Origin of the sequence: Spirosoma fluviale, assembly GCF_900230225.1 — a bacterium.
Lineage (GTDB): Bacteria > Bacteroidota > Bacteroidia > Cytophagales > Spirosomataceae > Spirosoma > Spirosoma fluviale.
The window spans coordinates 11779-34303 of the sequence record NZ_OCNH01000010.1 but is presented as its reverse complement, the minus strand read 5'-3'; the positions used below and the strand labels follow the sequence as shown (position 1 = coordinate 34303).

At 53.6% G+C, this 22525-nt stretch carries 12 protein-coding genes; 4 read left to right on the top strand and 8 right to left on the bottom strand.

The genetic code is table 11. The features are described from left to right. The first annotated feature begins 143 nt into the window (after positions 1 to 143). The 4 genes from CRO74_RS30275 to CRO74_RS30260 all read left to right on the top strand — a co-directional run bounded on the left by CRO74_RS30275 (position 144) and on the right by CRO74_RS30260 (position 7470). Positions 144 to 1211: a FecR family protein gene (locus CRO74_RS30275; RefSeq protein ID WP_097131920.1), complete on the top strand. Its 1068-nt coding sequence runs from the start codon at positions 144 to 146 to the stop codon at positions 1209 to 1211. A 33-nt stretch (positions 1212 to 1244) separates the two neighbouring features. Next, positions 1245 to 4748: a SusC/RagA family TonB-linked outer membrane protein gene (locus CRO74_RS30270; RefSeq protein WP_097131918.1), complete on the top strand. Its 3504-nt coding sequence runs from the start codon at positions 1245 to 1247 to the stop codon at positions 4746 to 4748. A gap of 21 nt (positions 4749 to 4769) precedes the next feature. After that, the gene (locus CRO74_RS30265) at positions 4770 to 6293 is read left to right on the top strand and encodes a RagB/SusD family nutrient uptake outer membrane protein (RefSeq protein ID WP_097131916.1); all 1524 of its coding nucleotides are present in this window, start codon (positions 4770 to 4772) and stop codon (positions 6291 to 6293) included. Positions 6294 to 6417: 124 nt separating this feature from the next. After that, positions 6418 to 7470: a glycoside hydrolase family 43 protein gene (locus tag CRO74_RS30260; RefSeq protein WP_097131914.1), complete on the top strand. Its 1053-nt coding sequence runs from the start codon at positions 6418 to 6420 to the stop codon at positions 7468 to 7470. 195 nt (positions 7471 to 7665) lie between these two features. Here the strand turns inward: CRO74_RS30260 and CRO74_RS30255 are convergent, their stop codons facing one another. The 8 genes from CRO74_RS30255 to CRO74_RS30220 form a co-directional block, all read right to left on the bottom strand. Further along, positions 7666 to 8952: a DUF5690 family protein gene (locus CRO74_RS30255; RefSeq protein ID WP_097131912.1), complete on the bottom strand. Its 1287-nt coding sequence runs from the start codon at positions 8950 to 8952 to the stop codon at positions 7666 to 7668. 119 nt (positions 8953 to 9071) lie between these two features. Then, positions 9072 to 11333 (bottom strand): TonB-dependent receptor, encoded by a 2262-nt coding sequence (locus CRO74_RS30250; RefSeq protein WP_097131910.1) that lies wholly within the window; start codon positions 11331 to 11333, stop codon positions 9072 to 9074. Positions 11334 to 11611: 278 nt separating this feature from the next. Beyond that, positions 11612 to 14377 (bottom strand): bifunctional YncE family protein/alkaline phosphatase family protein, encoded by a 2766-nt coding sequence (locus CRO74_RS30245; protein ID WP_097131909.1) that lies wholly within the window; start codon positions 14375 to 14377, stop codon positions 11612 to 11614. 163 nt (positions 14378 to 14540) lie between these two features. Next, positions 14541 to 15089 (bottom strand): HD domain-containing protein, encoded by a 549-nt coding sequence (locus CRO74_RS30240; RefSeq protein WP_097131906.1) that lies wholly within the window; start codon positions 15087 to 15089, stop codon positions 14541 to 14543. 93 nt (positions 15090 to 15182) lie between these two features. Continuing rightward, complete coding sequence (locus CRO74_RS30235) at positions 15183 to 16097, bottom strand: metallophosphoesterase family protein (RefSeq protein WP_097132176.1); 915 nt, start codon at positions 16095 to 16097, stop codon at positions 15183 to 15185. A 117-nt stretch (positions 16098 to 16214) separates the two neighbouring features. Continuing rightward, on the bottom strand, positions 16215 to 17813 hold the full coding sequence (locus CRO74_RS30230) for a SusD/RagB family nutrient-binding outer membrane lipoprotein (RefSeq protein WP_097131904.1): 1599 nt from the start codon (positions 17811 to 17813) through the stop codon (positions 16215 to 16217). A gap of 144 nt (positions 17814 to 17957) precedes the next feature. Then, positions 17958 to 21101 (bottom strand): SusC/RagA family TonB-linked outer membrane protein, encoded by a 3144-nt coding sequence (locus CRO74_RS30225; protein ID WP_245878035.1) that lies wholly within the window; start codon positions 21099 to 21101, stop codon positions 17958 to 17960. Positions 21102 to 21368: 267 nt separating this feature from the next. After that, positions 21369 to 22520, bottom strand: coding sequence for a TIGR03364 family FAD-dependent oxidoreductase (locus CRO74_RS30220; protein WP_097131903.1), 1152 nt, complete (start codon positions 22518 to 22520; stop codon positions 21369 to 21371). Positions 22521 to 22525: the final 5 nt, after the last annotated feature.

Sequence of the window (22525 nt, the reverse complement as noted above, 5' to 3'; positions counted from 1 at the left end):
CCTTCCTTTAAAACGGAGCCCACCAACACGGTCTTTCTCCTTTTGGCATTCATCCGATAAAATTTAGTAAAAAAGTAGGCATACCGAGGGATAATTTGCGGAACGAAGCTCTTTGGTGAGTACCAGACAGCCGGATTTCGTACATGAATACCCCTCTACCCGATTATAGTCAATTCTCCATCAACGAGTTTGTACTCGATGAGCCGTTCCGCCAATGGGTACTTCAGCCCGATGAGCAGAGTATGACCTTCTGGCACAGCTTTATGCTCAAACACCCGGAGAAACAGGCTAGTATCGATGAAGCAACCTCACTGTTACTCCACCTGAATATTCGTTTCCACGACCTGAACAGTGCCAGTCAGGAACGCATCTGGCAGGTGCTTGACCAGACATTCGATGAGCAACAAGCCGAAAGAACAAACGTCCGCCCCCTGTCCGGCTGGCAGCGTTTTATCGGGCAGCGACCCGGCTTTGGCTGGCAGGTGGCGGCTTCCATAACGGGATTCCTGCTGATAGCCGGGGGGATGATCTATTATCAACTACTCCCTAAAGAGCAGCGTATTCACACCGCATTCGGCGAAAACAGGACCGTTACCCTTCCCGACGGCTCAACGGTTCTCCTGAACGGCAACACCACGCTTACCTATACTAATAGCTGGACCGACGACAAATCGCGCGAGGTCTGGCTCGATGGCGAAGGCTATTTTACCGTTACCAAAAAGAAACATCTGGGTGGCCGCGTGAAGTTTATAACACACACGGCCGGACTGGACATTACCGTGCTGGGTACGCAGTTTAACGTGAACACCCGCCGGGGCAGCACCGCCGTGACGCTGGTGGAAGGCCGGGTGCAACTGTCCAAGCCCGACGAGCCAGCGGGTAAAATTATTGAAATGAAGCCCGGCCAGTTTGCCGCTGCAAAACCCACCATTGAAGCCGTCGAGATTCGGGAGGAGAAGCCGCAACTGCACACCTCCTGGGTCGAGCATCAATTTGTGTTCGACAATACGGCGCTGAGCGACATTGCCCAGCAACTCAATGATACCTACGGGCTGGACATTGTCTTCGAAGACAATGAACTCGCTAACCGTCGATTTACGGGCAACCTCTCGAACCAGAGTATCGAAACCCTCCTGACTACCCTTTCGCTCACATTCGACCTGAGCGTACACCGTACCGGTAACCATATCAGTTTACGACATAACCCCTGATTTAGTCAACAACAATTCTTTAGTTCTCTTCGTATGAAAAACCAGTATATTCTCCTTTCTATGCTTCTGGGCGGGGTCTACGTCCTGCCGCAGCCCAGCGTTGCGCAGTTGTTGACCCGCGCACAACCGGCCTACGAAAGCAACGCCCAGGCCACAAGCCCGGCCGAAACACCGGCTGGTCAGCGTACCCGCCGGAATCGTTCGCTCAAGAAGGCCCTGTTCGAACTCGAACGACGTTTCAACGTCAATTTTGCCTACGATGAACAGGTCGTAGCTAATCGGCAAACCGATGCCGATCTGGACGGTCTCTCCCTCGAACAGGCGCTCAGCCAACTGATCGAATCGCAGGGGCTCCGCTACCGCAAAGTGAACGCGAACCTGTTTGCCATTCAGCCGGTACCAGCAAAAAAAGTGGGGCTGGTCTCCCCCGCCGAAAGCCCCGCGCCCGCTTTGGCTTCCGTTAGTAACGCGCTCACCAACGTAACGGAAGCCCCTCAGCTCAAGCGCATTACGGGGCAGATCACCGACGAAAACAACCAGGGCCTGCCCGGTGCCAACGTCATTGAGAAGGGGACGACCACCGGGGCGACAACCGATTCCAACGGTAATTTCGTCCTGAATGTGAGCGATGCCGCCACGACGCTGACAATTTCCAGCGTGGGCTATGTCAGTCAGGACGTAGCGATTGGTACTAACACCGTCGTGAACGTAAAACTCGTGCCCGACGACAGAACCTTGAATGAGGTGGTCGTGATCGGGTATCAGACCGTTCGGAAACGGGACGTGACCGGGGCCAATGATGTGATCAGCTCAACCCAGGCAAATAAAGTGACGGCCAACTCGCTGGCCGAGTCCATTCAGGGGCTGTCGCCGGGGGTTACGGTGCGCAACACGGGTGTGCCGGGACAGCAGGCATCGATTCAGATTCGGGGGGTGGCCAGCTTCCTGAATACGGATCCGCTGTACATCATCGACGGAATGATAGCCGATGCAAACCCAACCATCAACAACGACGACATTGAGTCCATTCAGGTGTTGAAAGATGCTTCGGCAGCCGCTATTTACGGCTCACGGGCAGCCAATGGGGTCATCATTATCACCACTAAACAAGGTAAGGAAGGGCCAATTCGGGTGTCGTTTTCGGCTAAATACGGCACTCAGCAGGTGTATAAGCGCTGGGATGTGATGGATGCAGCCAACTTTGCTGCCACCCAACGGACGCAGTACCAGAACGCCGGGCAAACACCCCCAGCAAGTGTGGCGACAGCTACGTTCAATCCGAATATCAATACCGATTGGCAGGATCAAGTACTGCAAACGGGCAATCTTCAGGATTACAACCTGACGCTGTCGGGCGGGACCAAAACCGGAACGTACCTGATTTCGGGCAGCTATTTTGGCAACAAAGGGTACGTCATTGGCAGTGGCTTCGACCGGGCCAGTCTGCGCATCAACACGAAGAGCCAGATTGGGCGCTTTACCTTCGGCGAAAACGCCCTGCTCACGAACTCGAACATCCAGAATTTTCCGGCGGGCAACCCCATTTACGACATGGCCGGAATGCTACCCGTTATTCCGGTGCAGGACCCCAGCTACATCGACGCGGGGAATCCGGGCGGCTACGGCATTGGCCGCAACCCGGACGCGGTCACATACGCCTTTAATCCGGTGGCGGTTCGTAACCTGGCCAGCAACAAGAGCAATTTCGCCAAGCTGGTCGGCAATGCGTACCTCGACGTAAAACTGGCCGACTGGCTGACCTACCGCGCCAACGCCGGTCTGGAAGTGAGCTTCGATTATACCCAAAATCTGCGTCGGCTGGGTATCTACCAGTACAGTGCCTCGCCGGTGCCTACGTCGGTTGGCGAAGACCGCTCGCGCTACCTGAGTCTGCTATTCGAACACACGCTGAACTTCAATAAAGTGTTCGGTATGCACAACATCAACGGCGTGGTGGGGATCAGTCAGCAAACGTCCCGGCGCGACATCACATCCGGCTCGCGCACCAATCTGGGCTTTGCCGGTGGACAGTATTTCAACACCATCAATGCCGCCACGGGTATTTCCAACTCGGCCGGTGGCACGCCCGACGATTACCGGATTCTGGGGTACATTGGCCGGGTCAACTACACTTACAACGACCGATACCTGCTCACGCTGACGGGTCGGGTCGATCAAGATTCCCGCTTCGGGGCCAACTACCGGACGGGTTTCTTCCCATCGATAGCCGCAGCCTGGCGCATCAGTGAAGAGAAGTTTTTCAACGTCGACTGGATTTCTGATCTGAAGCTGAATGCCTCGTACGGCAAGCTGGGTATTGTGGTGCCAACCCTGGGTTCATTCCCCTATACGGCCTTTATCAACAATAATCCGAGAACTATTTTTGGTGTTGATCAGACACCCTACGTAGGGGCGTATCAGGCACAGTTGGCGAACCCTGACCTTCGCTGGGAAGAGCGGCTTCAGCAGAACTACGGCGTATCGGCTTCGTTCCTGAGAAACCGGATCACGACCGAGATCAACGTTTACAACTCCCTCTCGAACGACGCCATTCTGAATCTGGCCGTGCCGGGTTATCTGGGTAACCTGCGGGGTAATCCTTATGTGAATACGGCCTCCATCCGCAACCGGGGCGTCGAGTTTTCGGCTACGTACCGCAACAACGAACATGCCGTTAAATGGGATGTATCGGGCAACTTTACGACCATCAAGAACCGGGTCGAAAATGTGGGCAACCAGGGGCAGGAGATCAACTACATCCAGAGTGGCAACACCCGCTCGCAGGTTGGGCAGGCCGTTGGACAGTGGTATGTACTGAAAACGGCCGGTATTTTCCAGAATCAGGAAGAGATCAATAATTATCGAGGACCAAATGGAAACCTGATTCAGCCGGATGCCAAGCCCGGTGATATCCGGTATGTCGATCAGTTAACGGTTGATACCAACAATGATGGTATTCCTGATCAGGGCGATGGGCAAATTACGCAGAACAACGACCGCCAGTTTGTTGGCTCGCCCTGGCCCAAGTTGCAGGCGGGTGCCCAGGCCAATGTCTCATACGGGCAATTTTCCCTCAACCTACAGTTGACCGGTGTGTTTGGCTACACCGTCTACAACGACGTACGGCGCGGACTGGACAGCTACCAGCTGACCAACTTCCGCTCTGATATCAGTCCGTGGACGACGACAAATACCAACACTACCGACCCCCGGTTGGGCCTGGAGTCCGGCGATCAGGGGATTATCTCGAACAACTTTGGGTATACGGATCGCTGGCTGGAGAATGCCTCCTACGTTCGGGTGCGTAACGTCGAAATTGGCTTCACACTGCCGAAGACGCTGCTCAACACGCTCAAGATCCGCAATGCCCGCGTATATGTAAGTGGCCAGAATCTGTTCACGATCACGAAATACACCGGACTCGACCCCGATGTTACGGGACCAGCGGGCACCACCGGCATTCAGGAACGGGGCGTTGACAACGGTCACTGGCCTTCTCCCCGCGTAGTATCGGTAGGTGTTAACTGCGATTTCTAATTCAACCCTGAGAAACTAATCATGAAAAATAGATTCATTTCACTAACCATAGCCGCAGCGATGACCCTCGCGGGTTGTGATCGTAGCCTGGATATTGTGAACCCCAACCAGGTAACGGCCGAGTCGTTCTGGAAAACGGCCGACGATGCGCTGGCGGGTGTCAACTCCGTATACAGCACCATGCACCGGGGCGGCATTTCGCGCTGGATGCCGTTCTACTACATCATCCGGTCCGACGAGGGACGCAGCCAAAGCCCGGCCGTCGACATTGTCAATAACATGGACCAGTTTCTGATAACGGACTATAACTACGGCAATGCCTATGGCATCTGGAACGATAATTACATCGGTATTAACCGTGCCAATCAGGTTATTACGAACGTCCCGGCTATTCAGATGGACGCTGCGCTGAAAGGGCGGTATGTAGGCGAAGCCAAGTTCCTGCGGGCCATGTACTACTTCCATCTGGTTACGTTATGGGGTAATGTGCCGCTGATTCTGCAAACATCCGTCGTTGGCGATAAACCCAGTTCGGCCACTACGGCGCAGGTTTGGGCGCAGATCGAGAAAGACCTGACAGAGGCCGCAGCCGTTCTGCCAACGACCTACAGCAATGCCGATCTGGGCCGCGCCACCAAAGGAGCCGCTTATGCCTTACTGGCGAGGGCGCAGATGCAGCAACAGAAATACACCGAAGCCCTGACGCCCCTGCAATGGCTGGCGGATGGCGAAGGAAAAGGCGTCTATGCGCTGATGCCAAACTACCGCGACAACTTCCTGATCACGACCGAAAACAACCGGGAATCCGTTTTCGAGTGGCAATTCCAGATCAATCCGGCCGAATACACCGACGACGATACCGAAACGCCGAACCAGAACTACGGCACCTCGCTGTCGAAGTTCTTTGGTCCACCCCCGGTTGGCTGGTCGGATGGCGAAGCGCAACGCTGGCCTACCCGCGAGTTCACCGAACGAACAACAACCGGTGCCCGCGATCCGCGTCTGGAAGCATCGTTCTTCTTCGACTCGACCGATGTACGCGGCCCAAACTTCACCCAAATTTATGGGCAGACGTTCACGCAACGCTACGGAGCCGATAACAAGCGGGTGTGGTTTCGTAAGTTCCAGAACGACCATTGGAAAAATGATGAAGACTATCGTTCGCCCAACAACTGGCGGTACATTCGCTACGCCGATGTGCTGCTGATGTATGCCGAAGCGCTCAACGCGACGGGCAAAACGACGCAGGCGTATGCCTATGTCGATCTGGTTCGTCAGCGGGCCGGGTTGCCCACGTTGACGGTTGCCAAACCGGGACTTACGCAGGCTCAGTTTCTGACTCAGCTGAAACACGAGCGATTGCTGGAATTGTCAGGCGAAGGACACCGCTGGAATGACCTCGCCCGCTGGGGTGATCTCGGTCCGCAACTGGCCGTCCGTGACCCGGCTTTTTCTACCTTCGTGAAAGGCAAGAGTGAGCTGCTGCCCATCCCGCAACTGGATCGGGACCTGAACCCGAACCTGGTGCAAAACCCAAACTATTAATTTTTTGCCACTTTTGCCACAGAGATGCACCAAGACGCACGGAGATACACAGAGAAAATTTTATCCAAATCTTTGTGTATCTCCGTGCGTCTTGGTGCATCTCTGTGGCAAAAAAATCTCAACGATGAAACACTACCTCTTTATACTCCTGGCACTGGTCATTGCCTGCAAATCGTCAGACAAGCCCAGTCCCACCCCTACCCCACCCGTCACGGCGGTAGACACCGTTGGGAAATTCCAGAACCCGTTGCTGACGGCCGCCCCTGACCCCTGGGTGACCTATAAAGATGGTTTCTATTATGTGATGCACACCACGGGTAATAACCTGCGCATCTACAAAACAGCCGCCATGAGCCGTCTAAGTTCGGCGCGGCCCGTAACCGTCTGGACACCCCCCGCCACGGGACCCAACTCCCGCGACATCTGGGCACCCGAACTGTTTTTCGTGAACGGCAAATGGTACATCTATTACGCAGCCGACAATAACGGCAACGACGCCACCCACCGCATGTTCGTCCTCGAAAACGAATCTGCCGACCCAACGCAGGGAACGTGGGTCGACCGGGGGCAGCTCAACTTGCCCGAAAACCAATGGGCTATTGACGGCACGCTGCTTCAGCAAAATGGGCAGTTGTACTTTGCCTGGTCGGGATGGGAAACGAATTTGGGCGGGTCACAGCATCTGTATATCGCGAGACTATCGAACCCGTATACCGTTGAAAGTACCAGCCGGATTCGGCTTTCAACGCCCGATTACGCCTGGGAGAAGAACGGCTTTGGCGTGAACGAAGGCCCGGAATTTCTGGTACACAACAACAAGGTGTTTTTGATTTATTCGGCCAGCTTCTGCGGAACGGATTTGTACGCTCTAGGCCAGCTCTCTGCCGATGCCAGTGCTGATCTGCTCAACCCGGCATCCTGGACAAAATCAGCCACGCCGGTCTTCGGTCCCAATGGCGGGAATGGCACCTTTGGCATCGGGCATAACAGTTTCTTCACCACCCCCGACGGAAAAGAAAACTGGCTCGTTTACCATGCCAATGCCGCTTCGGGCCAGGGCTGTGGCAATAACCGTTCCATCCGGATGCAGCCGTTCATCTGGAAAGCGGACGGCTCGCCCGACTTCGGTACTCCCGCGCCCATAACGTTGTGGATAAAGCGGCCCAGTGGCGAGTAACTAGATAGGCCACACTTTCTTTCACACGAACCGTCACCTCAGCAGTATACCTGTAACGTTGTGAATCAAGCGGCCTAGTGGCGAGTGAATACTCGCTATATGAAAAGGCACGAGCGAATGCTCGCGCCAGATTACGGAATTGCTGGCGCGAGCATTCGCTCGTGCCTTTTTCAAAGCGAGTATTCACTCGCCACGTTAAGCAACGCCTTCTTCTACCCGAACCGCCACTTCAGCCGTATACCTGCGCTGGAAATAGATAAACGACCCGATCACCAGCACGCCGTATACCATCGACAAAATGTAAGCGCCATCCATGAAGAACTCCCGATAGCTAATATCGGCGTGACCGAAGTTTTTGTAGAGCAACACCCCAACGCTGCCCAGATACCCGTACCAGTCGGCCAGCGTGACCATGAAACCGACTGTGCCTACGTAGCGGAAAGACGCAATCAGACGTTCAAAATAGAGGCCATTGCAGGGCACATAGGCCATGTAAAGCCCCATACCAGTCAGCAGAAACCAGTTCCCGGCCGATAGGGTCCCTATTGAATACGCATACGTGCTCAAGCCAACCAACGCCCCACCGAGCAGCATCAGGCCGTTGAGCAGGGCGAATGCCCGAAAATTTTGGGTTACCCGCTGCAGCAACGCCATCACGATCAGGATACCAAGGGCGACCATTGTTTCGGTTTTGGCGAAAATGCCGGGGTTCTCAACGCCCGCATCCTTCAGAATTTCAGGGCCGAAGTTGTCGCGAAAATCGCGGAAGGCGGACAGGAACACGTAGGAAATAATAAGCAGAACAAGCCCTGGTCTGAACGTTCGAACAAACGCCCGCCGTTCGGCCCCGTCCATGGGTTTACGTTCGGTACGCAGGGCGCGATCTTCGGCGGTGGGGGGCGGCAGTAAGGTTAGGGCGTACACCGAAATCAACATCGGTAGCACAAACAGCATACCCGTTACGAAGGGAAGCCAGAACTCCGACACGCCCCAGTCGGCCCGAATGGTCAGGGCTACCGTTTTTACAAAACCCGACGCGAAAATAAAGGAAGCGGTCAACCCGGCGACTAGCCCATCCGTTTGTCGGCGACCTTCCAGAAACCCGATCATAGTGCCGTAGACCATGCCTAACGGCAAGCCATTCAGGAAGAGAAAAATTATGTTGTACGGTGCCGGAACCAGCGCAAAGCCGAGTAACGCCAGCAACGCAAAACCCACAAAAAACAGCAGACTAATAGCCCGTCGTCCCGGCGACATTTCAGCCACGACCTTCACCCCGATTCCTTTCGAAACCGCATAGCCAAATACCTGAGCCGTTACGAGCCAGATTTTGTAGCTGACCCCCGCGAAGGCCATCCCCTCGAAGGTAACGGCGGTGATCCCTTTCCGAAAGGCGTACATGCAGGCGTAGGTGCAAAAGGCAGCCGTAGCGCCAAAGAGCATGAAGGCCGTTGGATTGCGGAGAAAAGCGGGTGATTTCACGAATAGCTTGCGTTAATGTTGATGATTAAGGGATATTACAAACGGTGAATTGGGGCGCTAAAACGCAAGATAAAACAAAATCGGCCTGTACTACTTTGTTTCGTAAAAGTCAGAAAGCTTTACCAGTTCACCAGTACCGACAGCCATGCACTCCGCCCAACGCCATCCACCCCGGAGCCATGTGTGCGGTAGGCTTGGTTGGTCAGGTTTTGTAGCTCGGCACTGAGGGTCAAGGAGCGCCACCGGTAACCACCGTTCAGATTTATGACCTGCCAGGCAGGTGTGCCCCCTTTGGTGATTCGGTTGTCGTCTTTGTCGCCCTGAGCCAGCCGGGTTTGTGCCCCGGCCACGAGTAATTCAGCTCGTGCCCACCAACCCGTAACGGGTTGATAAGTGAGGCTTAAGCGACCGTTTGCGGGTGGAATCCGGCGAAATGGCTCGTTAGCCGTTTTGTTTTGCCCGTAGGTATAGGTGGCTCCGGCATAGGCCAGCCAGTTATCAGCGAACTCATATTCGACATCGGCTTCGAGGCCACGAATGAACGACTCGGCGCTGTTTTGCTTCAGATAGACCGGATACCCCTGTATGGAATCGGCACCGGACCGAACCCGGCTGATGAAGTTACTCAGCCGGTTGTGGTAGGCCAGCACCGTAGCCGAGAAGCGTTGGGTACGGATTTTAACCCCAACTTCTTTGTTAAATGACTGCTCCGGCTTGAGAGCAGCGTTGGGCACTTCGTACCGAAAATCAACGATGCCCAGCGTACCAAGGTCATCAACATTGGGCGCACGAAAGGCCGATTGCAGTGAACCGACCAAACGTACCGCAGGCACAATCGCATACGAAACGCCTACGTTTCCGACAACCGCCGATGGTCGTACTTGAGCATTCCCCGTTCCCGCCGAACCCAGTGCCTGTTCCGGTATTCGGATCGAAAAGGCGTTATAACGCGCTCCACCGGTGAGGGTCAGGCGATCAAAGGTTAGGGTATGGAGCGAAAAAACGGCCAGACTGTTCATCGAAGCCCCATCGGGATACAAGCCCCTTTTGGGGGTTATGGCTTTGGTCTGCGTATTTACATCTTCGCGTGTGCTACCGACTCCGTCATGATACCATTCAATGCCATTCTGCATTTGCCAGAAACGCGCCGGATTGGCGCGGGCAAGCAGCGTCAGCCCGGTCGAGGTGGTCTCATCGCGTTCGTAAATGGCCGTCGGGTTACTGTTTCGCTGACTCTGATGTCCTTCCGTTTGCTGCTGCCACGACGCGGTTAACTGAACCGATTCGAGCCACGGGCGATTGTAAAACCCTTCCAGCCGGGCATAAGCGAGCTTCCGCCGTTGCGGGTTGAACAGATAGTAGGCGTAATTCTCCAGCTTAACCCGATGATACACCGGCACGCTGTCCTGATTCAGGTGTTGGTAGGCGGCCGTTGCCACCAGCCGATTCGAGAGCCGAAAACGGGCTTTTATGTCGCCGGAAAGCTGATTATAGCCCGTCGGCGACTCTTTACCCAACCCCTCTCCTGCCACCAGATCACCAAACTTACGGTAAGCCAGCGCACCCAGAACAGCCACATTGGCCGACGAAAATCCCAGTTCGGCCCGGCCGCTGTATTCCATATCCTGCGTCATGGCTTTACCGAAAAAACTCCCCGTTACGCCCGGTTTATCCGAAAATTGTGGGTTATTCGTCAGCACGTTGACAACGCCACCGATGGCATCGGACCCGTAGGCCACCGAGCCTGTACTCCGCACAACTTCAATCTGGCGAACGCTCTGTGGGTCGATGGTATTGAGATACTGATTGGGACCGGAGCGAAAGGTAGCGTTGTTGAGCCGAATGCCATCGACCAGCAGCAGCGTCTGCTGACCTGTCAGCCCCCGCACGAACGGCGACCCGCCCCCATGATTCGTTTTCTGCAACCAAACGCCCGTTGTCCCAAATAACGCTTCGGGAACGGTGCGCGGGGCACGCTGGCGCAAATCGCGGGCCGACACCACGCTGGTCACTTCGGGCCGAATAAAATCGGGAGATTCGGTACGCTGCGCCGTGGTAACGGTCTGCTGGTTAAGCTGTATAATCTGGGCCGACAACCGAATGGCTAGTTTCTGATCAGAACGATTTGCCGAAACAGCCTCCTCATGCGCCCGGTACCCAACGGAACTGATACGAAGAGTGAGCGTGCCCGGCGGCAGGTTGTAAAGGCTAAACTCACCCAGCGAATTGGTAACGACGCCCTGGCTCGTTTGCAGCACGCGCACCGCCACACCGGTAAGGGGCAGATCGGTTCGCGCATCCCGGACAACGCCCGTCAGGGTTTGTGAATTGGCAAAAAAGCTACTCAATAGAGCCCAAAAAAGAATGGGTAAGCGATTCATAAAGAATTGGGAAACGTTGACATTGAACCTGTTTAAACTTTTATTTTTCAAGGTGAATTAGGCATTTTTTGTCATCCCGACGCAGGAGGGATCTTCAGTAGGAGTAAAAAAACATCCCGCCTACCGAAGATCCCTCCTGCGTCGGGATGACAAATTCGGACTCGAAATAAAAGTTTAAACAGGGTCATTGTTTAAACTTTCACCTTAATGAGCCTAGTGGCAAATAACGAGCGTGTTTTTATCATGGCTCCGCCCGACCGGGACGGTCGGCACTACAATTAATACTCCCCATTTTGTTGGCGGTAATGTTCGGCGCGCTGGTCGGCGCGGTCGTCCATTTCGGGGCCTTTCTGGATTTTACGCCAGTCGAATACTTTTTTGTAGGGCTTCATGGCTGCCTGCGGGTCGAACACCCGGCCATCGGGCAATACCACCTCATAGGGTCTGAAATCAGGTTTATTGGTAAAGAAATCCTGTAACAACGAGGCCGTTTGGTCGTACTGGTTCACGTACGGAACGCCGAGGATGTTGTACATGGTTTTAAGAATCGACCCAAAATTGGCGTGGGTATGAGACACATAGCCCCGCTTTACGTACGGCCCGGCCATCAGCAGGATCGACCGGTGTGCATCGATATGGTCGACGCCCCCCTGCGGGTCATCTTCGGTGATGATGACGAGCATGTTTTTCCAGTATTTAGTCCGCGACAGGAAGTGCAGCACCCGGCCAACCGCCAGATCGTTATCGGCCATGTATGAATGCAGATAGGGATAAGCGAAGCCCGGACGAGGCCCCGCACCGTGGTCGTTGGGAATCTGCATCGTCACGAATTGCGGCATTTTCTCTTTTCCCTTTATCCACTTCGCCGTGAACTCCCGCTCGAACTGCTCCATCCGGTATTGATCGGGAACATTGGTGTTGTACCCGGCAAAATCACGCGAGGTGTGCGGATAAACGGCTTTCGGCATGGGAAACACTACCGACTGGGCCGCGCCAAACTGCGTGGTTGTCCACTCTTCTACGTTCCCGGCAAATTCATTGACTTGGCCAAAATTGTAGAGCGAAACCTTGTTGCGCTCGAAGGCTTCCCAGAGTCCGCCAATCTCGTTGTAGTCTTCGGGATCTATTGCACCTGACGCTTTGGGAAACCGCCGACCGGGGGCTTTGGAATCCATGTCGAACCGCCCTTCCGAAGCCGCGTTGGCCTCTACCCATTCGTTGGGAATGGTGCCCAGCATCCAGTGGTGACCGTGGATACTGGCGTCGGAATCGCAGTAGAAATTATCGGAAAATGCAAACTGCCGCGCCACTCGTATGTGGTTCGGCATGATGTCGGCCCCCGTTACCCGAACGCTGTCTACGGCATTGTCGGTCGTGCGTCCGCTTGTTCCCCGGCTGGTCGAGACGCGGGTTTTGATAGTCACCCCTTCCCCAAACCGAGCCAGTGTCGAATCGCCATTGGCACCTGCTTTCAGTTGCCCTAATACCTCATCGTAGGTTCGGTTTTCTTTTGTGATGTACACGATGTGTTTTATGGGCGACTGGCGAGTTTTGGGTAATACCGGCAATGGATTGCGGCCATCGTCGGTAAGGGTAACCGTATCGTAAGTATTGGCTAAAGTTTGCTTTGTGTAGGTCGCTAGCTGAGCCGCATCCGGCACCGAAACGGCTTGGAATGTTCCCAGTTGAATATCGCCGATGTACGTTCCCTGCGGTGGTTTTACGAAGGTCGCGCCCCCATTTGGCCCCGCTCCGTGACCCCGCGCCGATATAACATATACGGTCTTCTCATCCGGCGACAACGCCACGCGGGTTGGCCCCCATCCGGTCGGGATCAGCCCCCGGACTTTACGGGTGGGTACGTCGACTACGGCCACCGCATTGAGCGCCAGCAAAGCAACGTACAGGGTCTTCTGGTCTTTGGTCAGGGCCATCCCAAAGGGCATCAGTCCCCGGTAGCGGTCCAGTTTCGGGTCGACTTTGAGCGAAATCGTACCGACCTGTCGTTTGGCCGACGGACTGGCCGGTTTGTAGTCCAGAATGGAAATGTTGTCGTTGGTAGCGTTGGACACGTACGCGTACCGACTACCCACCACCACCGAATTCGGCGATGAGCCGCCCACCACTTCGGCTTCTTCAATCATTTCACCAATCTGCACGCCCGTCTTGGCCTTACTGACCACCTTGTTCGTACCCAGATTCACCGTCCAAACGCTCATGGCTTCGTCGGCCAATGGGCTGCCCAGTCCCGGAATCCGTCGGCCTTCCACCTCCACCCCTTCCGCCGACTCTTTGGTGTGCGCTGCGTAGGGTGGGAATTTCAGGGCCATGGTGTCTTTATTGGTCTTCGTCACTCCCGGTACTTTTGGGTAGGCATACAAGCCCACGTTCGCCACAAAGGCCAGCTTACGGTCGGGACTGATGGCGAGGCCAAAAGGCTGGCGTCCGGTAGGAATGGACGCGGTGATTTTTTTGGTGGCTATGTCGATGCGCACCAGCCGGAAATTAGCCCGGTCGAGAACCAGCAGTTCATTGCCATTTAACAGCAAATCCGACGTAAAGCTATCGGTATAGCCATTGCCGTCGAGGTTGATGCTATCGGTGGTTCGGAACGTCTCGGTATCGAAAACCAGCACCCGTCCTTTGTCGCCATTACTCAGGTAAGCCATGCGGTTGTCGGGAGCGAAAGCCACACCCAGAAACGAACCCGCTTTCAGGGCAGGCGGAATTTTACCGGCATAATCGGGAACACGAGTGGCCTGGAAGTTGGCCAAGTTAAATACCGTTAAGATACCATCGTGCAGCGACACCGCTTTCTGTCCATTGGGCGAAACCGCCAGCCCGAAGGGGTCATTGGCAATGCGAATGGTCTGGCCCGCCGGGGTTACGTAGCGACCGCTTGGTAGCACCGATTTTCCACTGACGTCTATTTTGCAAAACTCGGCCCTACCGGGTACCTGTAAGGTCGCGTAGGTTTTGGGCTTCGGCTGAGCAAGGGCATGAAGCGTAGTAAAAAGGAAACCACAAAGGAAAAAGTACCTCATAGAAATGTGAACAAAAATTGGCGACTATGTCTGGGCCAAGCTCCAGCTTGGCCGTATAAATAGAAAGCTAGATACAAAAGGCCAAGCTGGAGCTTGGCCCAGACATAGTCGCCAATCCATTCAGAAGTTTTAACAATTAAAGCGCCACTGTCCAATGTACAACCTAATCAACCCGATTAGCATTGCGCTCGACAATCGACATATAATAGTCGATACCGGGAGTTGGCAAACCGGGTATTTTGGCCTGTTCATCCCAGGTTCGCATTAAGAGAATCCCTTTGAAGTAAGGATTCGTTTCAAATAATAACGCTTCAGCGGCCGTCATTGGTCCACCCTGAAACTCCAGCGTTTTCAAACTCGCTTCCGATAGGCGGGCGAAGTAAGCCGGGTTTTTATAGACCAGATACCGTTTGGCGTTGACGTGATTTTCAATCAGCTGCGCCACTTTCTCCGAGAAGCCCCGCTCGCGCAGATAATCCGCTCCCAGGCGTTCGTGGTCGACGGTGCCGTAGCCGTCCATATAGCCTCCGGCCAGATCGGGTGGCAGCAGGTGCCCAATGTCGTGCAGAAAAGCGGCCACGATGGTGTCGTCGTCGGCACCGGCTTCTTCGGCGAGTTGAGCGCATTGCAGCGCGTGTTCGAGTTGGGTGATCGGCTCGCCGAAATAGGCGTCGTCACCGCCCTGGGCAAAGAGGTTGGCAATAGTTTCCATGAGTAGTACCGGGCGTCCCGCCCGGGAGGGTAATGAACGAATGAGTTTTTATAGACAACCGGTTCATGTAACGGCCGGGCGGGACGCCCGGTGTTACATGTAGGATAAATAGGTACGTTCTACACTTCCGTCGTCGTATAAATCAAAGAGGGCGTATCCGGCTTTCGTTTGCTGGTAGACATCGTTCTTCCACCAGTTCCCGCTAACGGCCCCGTTGCAAAGGTACGTAACGCCGTTGTACTCAACCCGGTCCAGCAAATGCATGTGCCCGCTCAGGGCGGCTTTTACGTTTGGATACTGATAGAACAGCTTCAGCAACTCCGGCGTGTTAGCCAGAATAAGGCCCGCCGAGATGTTCCACATACCATCCTTCACGTTCGTTTCGCTGAAAAAACCAGTCGGGCTGAAGATTGGAATATGTGACAGGACCAGAATAGGTGTTTTCGGACTGGTTTTGGCTAGATCCGCTTTCAGCCAGTCCATCTGCTCAGCGTCGATGTTTCCCGTGTACCACTTGCCGTCGGGTTTGGGCTGTACACTGTCGAGGATGATAAAATGCCAGCCGTTCCGGTCGAAACTCCGATACCGACCGCTGATTTTCATCTCGTCGATGGCCCATTTCTTCCCGTACAGCAGATCGGTTTTCGCATTCTCGAAGCCCCAGATGTCATGGTTACCGATACAATACTCGATGGGCAATGAATTGTCCGACTTAACGAGTTTATTCCAGGCATCCCACTGCTGCTGTACCTTCTGCCGATCTTCGGCCAGCGCATCCATGATCACATCGCCACCATGCAGGATGAATGACGGCTTATCGGCCTGATTCTGCACGTGGCGAAAGCATTTGGCGATGTGCTCGACTGGTTTGGCATCCGGCGTAATGTGCGTATCGCCCAGATAGGCAAAGCGAACAGAGCGCTTACGGGCCAGATTCGGGCTTATTACCGTTTCTGTAGCGATGGCGGGCAATAAAGCCGCCGACTTAAGGAGGGTTCTGCGGTTCATGAGGTACATACTATTATAGTTTGACACAGAGATACACAAAGCGTAAAAGAGAGTAAAGGAAGACTCCGTAGATCTCTTCTATTCTTTGTGTATCTCTGTGTCAAAACGACTCGCTACTTACTGCAAAAGCCACATAACTGAGTTGATATCATCATTGCCGCCATACTGAGTCGTCAGAGCAGCTTTCAGATTCACCTCGTTCGTTGTCCGTTCGTTTTGCGGATACAGCCAGCGCTTTGGAATCCGTCCGCTGTTGCTGGTGCCTACCCCCGTCAGGAAGGTCGGCACGCCCGTCCGACGCTGGTTATAAAACGCTTCCAATCCTGAATTCTGGAAGAAAGCGATGTACTTCTGCGTTAAAATCTGGCTCAGCCCCGTGGCTATATTACCGGCGTATTTTACCGACGGCTGCGCCAGATAATCGGCCAGGCTCACGTTGACCGTATAGTTATCGAAGTTGAAGATACCCCCATCCCGCGAGAATGTAACGGTGTTAGCACCATCTTTCAGCCCGTAAAACTCCATCGATGCGGCAATGCCTTTTTGATAGTAGCTGGCCGCATCACCAGCTGCCCAACCCCGGTTGATTCCTTCCGCAATGTTGAACATCAGTTCAGGATAGCCAATGATGAATACAGGCTCGCCTATGTACGATGTATAATAATGCTTCCGGTTCTGGAACGAATACTCGCCTTTCAGCACCTTAGTAGCCATATCCTGCAAATCTTCGCCCGACGACGCTCCTACAAAAGCCGCAAAGTCAGTTGGTTTCAGTCCAGCTGCCAGTTTAGCCGACGCCGGTTCAGCTACAACGAAAAGGCGCGGGTCTTTGCGTTCTACCAATACGTCGATATAGGTTTTAGCCATATTTTCACGGGTAGCACTCTGCCCAAAGTTATCCTGATTACGAGGATATTTACTCTGTGTACTATTGTGAATATATTGCAGGTTGTCGCTCAGGCCCGTTGGCAACGGATACTTGGTCGAATTCCCAATCATCTCGGCGAATTTCTGTTTGATGGCCAGATCGGTATCGCCTTCCTTTTTGCTCAGGCTGATCAGCACCCGAATCCGGTAGGCGTTAATGATCTTCTGCCATTTGCGCAGGTCGTTATTCAAATAAAAATCGCCCGCCAGTGTATTGTCGCCTTTGGTGATGATGGCCGCCATATCGGTATTGGCATCGTCCAGCCATTTCAGAATCTGCGCATAAACGGCCTTCTGCGAATCGTACTTGGGTGTCAGATTACCCAAATCTTTCAGCGCTTCGGTGAGCGGAACGTCGCCCACGCGCCGAGTCATATTTTCGTAGAAATACGCCCGAAAGAACTTACCCAACGCGGAGTATGGGTTCACATCGGCAGCACCAGCCCGCTTGGCTTCGGCCTCCATTTTGATCACGTCTTTCAGCGTGAAGTAATTCAGGCTTGTGGTGGTCCAGTTATACTCGTTGGTCGAGTAGTAATCGTAGTTACTGGCGTAGAACTGATTGTAGCGTTGCTCGGCACCCCAGGGCTGGTTGGTAACGCCCGAAAAACCGGACGGGCTGTTGCCGCTATTGTACATATCGTTCAGAATACCCTTCAACACGAGGGAAGCGGGGGCATTCACGGCCCGGTTGGGGTCCTTTTCGAGTTCGTCGAACGACTTTTCGCAACCCGACAGCGCCAGGGTCAGCGTCGTTAACGAGAGTATAAAGAGTTTATTGAGTTTCATATTTAGTGATTAGTTGTGGTAAAAGGTTGTTACACAGAGATTCGCTGAGATTGCACAGAGATTCACTGAGACCTCTGTGTATCTCCGTGCTTCTCAGCGTATCCGCTCCGGCGGCCCGGTCTGTGTCATAACCTTACTACTCGATTAGAATGTCAGGTTCAGGTTGATACCGTACCGGCGGGTCGTTGGCGTTTGCAGATCCGAACGGCCACCGCTCGTAAACTGGTCGATGTCGATGTCTTTTTTCTCGGCGAAGTAAAGCAGGTTACGAGCCACGAGCGAAACAGATGCCTGCCTGATGCCCAGGCGGCTGGTGAATGTCTGCGGCAGCGAATAGCCAACCACGACTTCACGAAGTTTCACGTACGTCCGGCTGATCATATTCCCGCCGTCGAAGCCGTACCGCCGGGCAATGTAATCCTGCAAAAACGCTTTGGTTTCGTTTGGCTTATATTGCAGCTCAGCGTAGTTGGTCACGTAACCATCTGAATTGTAGTTGATGACGGCTCCATTACTCACCTGAACGCCTTCGCCCAAATACGATTTAATCCCTTTTGTATCGTTCAAACGCGCTGCGGCCATATCGCCCTGCACGGTGTTAATGATGCGGCCACCAGCATACGATTTCTGTTGTACGTAATCGGAGATAACACCGCCCACACGACCATCGACCTGGAAGCTAAAGGTCAGGCCTTTGTAGCTGAACCGGTTGTTGACCCCGAATACCCAATCTGGGTTGATGTTACCGACAAATTGCGAAACAGTTGTCCGGATGGGTCGACCACCGGCATCGTTGATGATCTGGCCATCGGGCGTACGTACAAAGGTCGAGGTGTAATACTTATCCGTCCGGTCACCAATTTTAAAGAAGGTATTCAGGGCCGTTACACCCGGATAAAAATCTTTGTATATTTCTTTATAGGTCGACCAGTTGGCCAGTACATCCCAGTTGAGGCCATTGGGATTTTGCAGTACTTTACCCGTCAGCGACAGTTCAATGCCTTTCTTCTGGGTTTTAATCCCGTTTACCAGCGCCGACGAATAGCCGGTCGTTTCGGAAATAGGCAGGTTAAAAATACGCGGACCATCATCACTGATGTAATAAGCGGCATCGAAGGCCAGTCGGTTGTTCAGGAAACGAACATCTAAGCCCACCTCGCTTTGCGACGTACTGTTAGGCTTGATATTCGGGTTGTTCAGCGCATTGGTAAAGTAGGCCGTCGAGGTATTGTTTATGGTTAACGGGGTGCTATATACGGCCGCATTCTGATAGGTTGGCCCATCATACGACGACTGATACTGCTCACCGTAGCCCAGCGACCAGTTTGGTACACCAATTTGCGATTGGGTCAGCCCATCTTTTACATTAGCATAGGAAGCCCGGAATTTCAGAAACGAAATGGCCTGTGGTAACCGCAGATAATCGGACAAGACCGTGCTCAGCGCCACCGACGGATAGAAGAAAGTGTTGTTTCCTTTTGGCAGCGTAGACAGCTTATCCACCCGACCCGTTGTCGACAGGGTTACGAAATCCTTCAGCGTAAAGTCAGCCGAGTAATAGGCCGATAATACCCGCATATCAGAATTAAAGTTGGCGGCAGTAACCGGGTTGAGCGAGTTGGCGAAGTTGTACACGCCGGGCACGTTCAGGTAGTTTGTGGAGGCATAGTTTGAGGTGTAGTTGTACACCCGCAGGTTGCCCCCGGCAATGGCATTGACGTTCAGCAGTGGACTAACACGCTTATTGTATTTAAGCAATAAGTCGGTGTTGTTATCGAGCAGATTCCGGCGGTCTTCGCGGTAATCGCCTTTGGTTTCTTCGCGGCCATAGCTAGTGGCAGAGTAAGGGAACTTCTCGTTGCGCAATAGGTTCCAGGTCGACACCTGGGTACGCAGGGTGAGGTCTAACCCATCAGTAATGCTGTACTTAAGGGATGTTTGCCCAACGATATCCGTTTTATAATGCCCGCGCAACCACTCTTTGGCTACAAACCAGGGATTGTTGTACCGCTGATACTCCGCATAAATCTGTTGCGTCCCTTCTTTGCCCGGCTGCCAGTAGTTTTTCAGTTGATCAACATCCCAGTCGGCACCGCCCCAGATGACGATGTTATAAATCATCGAGTTCGGGCCGTAGTTCACGTCGGGAATATTGGGCGTAAACTGCCGGTTGACCTGCACATCGCCTTCAAACCGCAGCCGGTTCGAGAAATTATAGCCCGTCGACACTTTGAACGTCGTGCTGTTCAGCTTGGTGTTAGGCACCAGACCGCGCTGGTAGTTGTGCGAAACGGAGAAACGCAGGTCATATTTTTCACCCGACGACGACACTGATATGTTATTGGTCGACAGGATACCTGTCTGCAAAAACCGCCGGAGGTTGTCCTTACCACGCGCCACCCAGGGCGTACCAATTCGCTTGCCGGTAGCCGGATCAATAGGGCTGTCGTACTGTGGAATCAACTGACCCTCAAAACGGGGGCCCCAGATGTCGTAGTCACCATCGTTTTTACCGCCCCCTTTACCATCCACGAACTCATACACGCCGTGGTCGCCGGGGCCGTATTCGTCCTGAACTTTCGGAATGGCCAGAAAGCCGTTGTCGACCATCTGGCTCGTATTTACGTCGACGGCAAAGCCACGCTTGTCTTTCGTACCGCGCTTGGTCGTGATCAGGATGGCCCCGTTCTTACCCCGGAAACCGTACAGGGCCGACGCCGAGGCTCCTTTCAGTACCGAATAGGTATCAATATCGTCGGGGCTGATGTTCCAGGTATCGGAGTTGATGGGCACCCCATCCACCACAAACAGCACATCGGTATTACCCCGCAGCACGATATTGGGTCGGCGGAGGAGTTCGGCCGAGGCACCGATTGTCAGACCCGCTACTTTACCAACCAGACCGTTTATGGCGTTGGGTTCACGGGCTTTGAGCAGTTGTGACCCATCGACAGACTGGATGGAAACCCCGATGTTGCGTACATCTTTCTTGATACCCAGGGCCGTAACAACTACTTCGTTGAGCGTCCGGTCACCGGCAAGCATCGTCACATCCAGTTTGGTGCGCGGTTGGCCGTTGCCATTGGCTATGGCAATTTCCTGCGTCGCATAGCCGATAAACGAGAACGTTAGGGTACCGGATGGCTGTACATTGATCGAATACGTACCATCGGCGCGGGAGGTTGTGCCAGCATTGGTTCCTTTTACGACGATAGATACCCCCGGCAACGGCTGGTTATCGTCGCCTGAAGTTACGCGTCCGGTAATCGTCTGCGCAAGGGCCGACATACCGGATAACAGGCAAAATAAAAACGCCACGTACAAACGGCATAAATCGCGGGAAGCGAGTGTCCGTTGCCATGGCGTTGAAGTTTGTAAATAGAGCTTCATACGTTTGACAGGTTAGTATGCTTAAGTAATTTTCCGCAAAAGTATTCTTTTGAGATTGACCTAATATTAAGCATATATTACCAGTACATAAACAAAAAGGCAGAATATTTATCCTGCCTTAATATTTAAACCAAAATATTATTCCATTCAAGAATGTTCACAATTTCATTTTAACCATTGCTGAATATTGTGTTCAGTATAACCGGCCCCTGAACTCATGCCTTTGCCACCTATTCCTGTCACTATATGGATGTTACTATCGATACTATGCTCGAAGATTTCGTTTTTTGTCTGGCTGTAAAATCCGGCCCAGGTTTTTCGGACGGTTAACGGGAAGGTAACAATGCGCCGGGCCTCAGCCAGCATCAGGTCATTGATAAAGTCCTGGGTATGGTAGCCGAGGTCTTCGGCCTGGGTCGCTTCGGCGTATTCATGCGAGTCGCCCACGATAATCGACCCATCCGTTGCCTGTTTGAAAAGAATATGAATACCCCATTTTTTGAGTTCAGCCAGATGTTCGGGTGTATTGACCGATATCCGTTCGTAAGAAGGGCACTCTTGAAAGGATTCGTACCGCCGAATAGTCAGGCCCGTCAATATGTTTCCCGGCAAATCCAGACCGGCAACCGGCTCGGCCAGCAACATCTGTAGTTTGCTCACGACCAGCCCCGCCTGTGCCAGCACCTCCGGGAATAACAACCGAACCTCATGCCCACTGCATATAATAACCCGATCAGCCTGAAACTGCTGCCGATTACTGAGGGTCACGGTAGCCCCGCTGGCCGTAGACTGCGCATCGACCACGACTGAACCGGGCCGGTAATCGACACCGTATTTCTGCTGAACAAAGGCAATTAACCGATGGATCATCTGCTCCGGCTCAACGCTCATTTCCTGCGGAAAATAGATACCGCCCACTACATAATCCGGCTTCAGAGTTGGGTATTTGGCCAGGCACTGAGCTTTCGTCCACAATTCGCTGACGTAGCCAATCTGCTGATAGCGGTCGTGAAGTTCGTTGGCCAAGGTCCACTCGTCGACATCGGAAGCTATATAGATCGTGCCATTCTGGCGCACGGAGATGTCAGTTTCCTGCTGAATGTCCCGGTATATTTCCAGACTCCGCCGACCGTAGTCGAACCACCGCCCCGCCAGTCCCGAGGGCACCGCCTGCCCGAAGTTGCGGACGGTGGCACCGATGGGATAACGGTCTTTTTCGAGCAGTAACACCCGTTTTCCGGCTTTAGCGGCATGGTAGGCATGGAAAGTACCGAGGGCTCCGGCACCAATAACAATCAGATCGTAAGAAGATGTCATTTTAT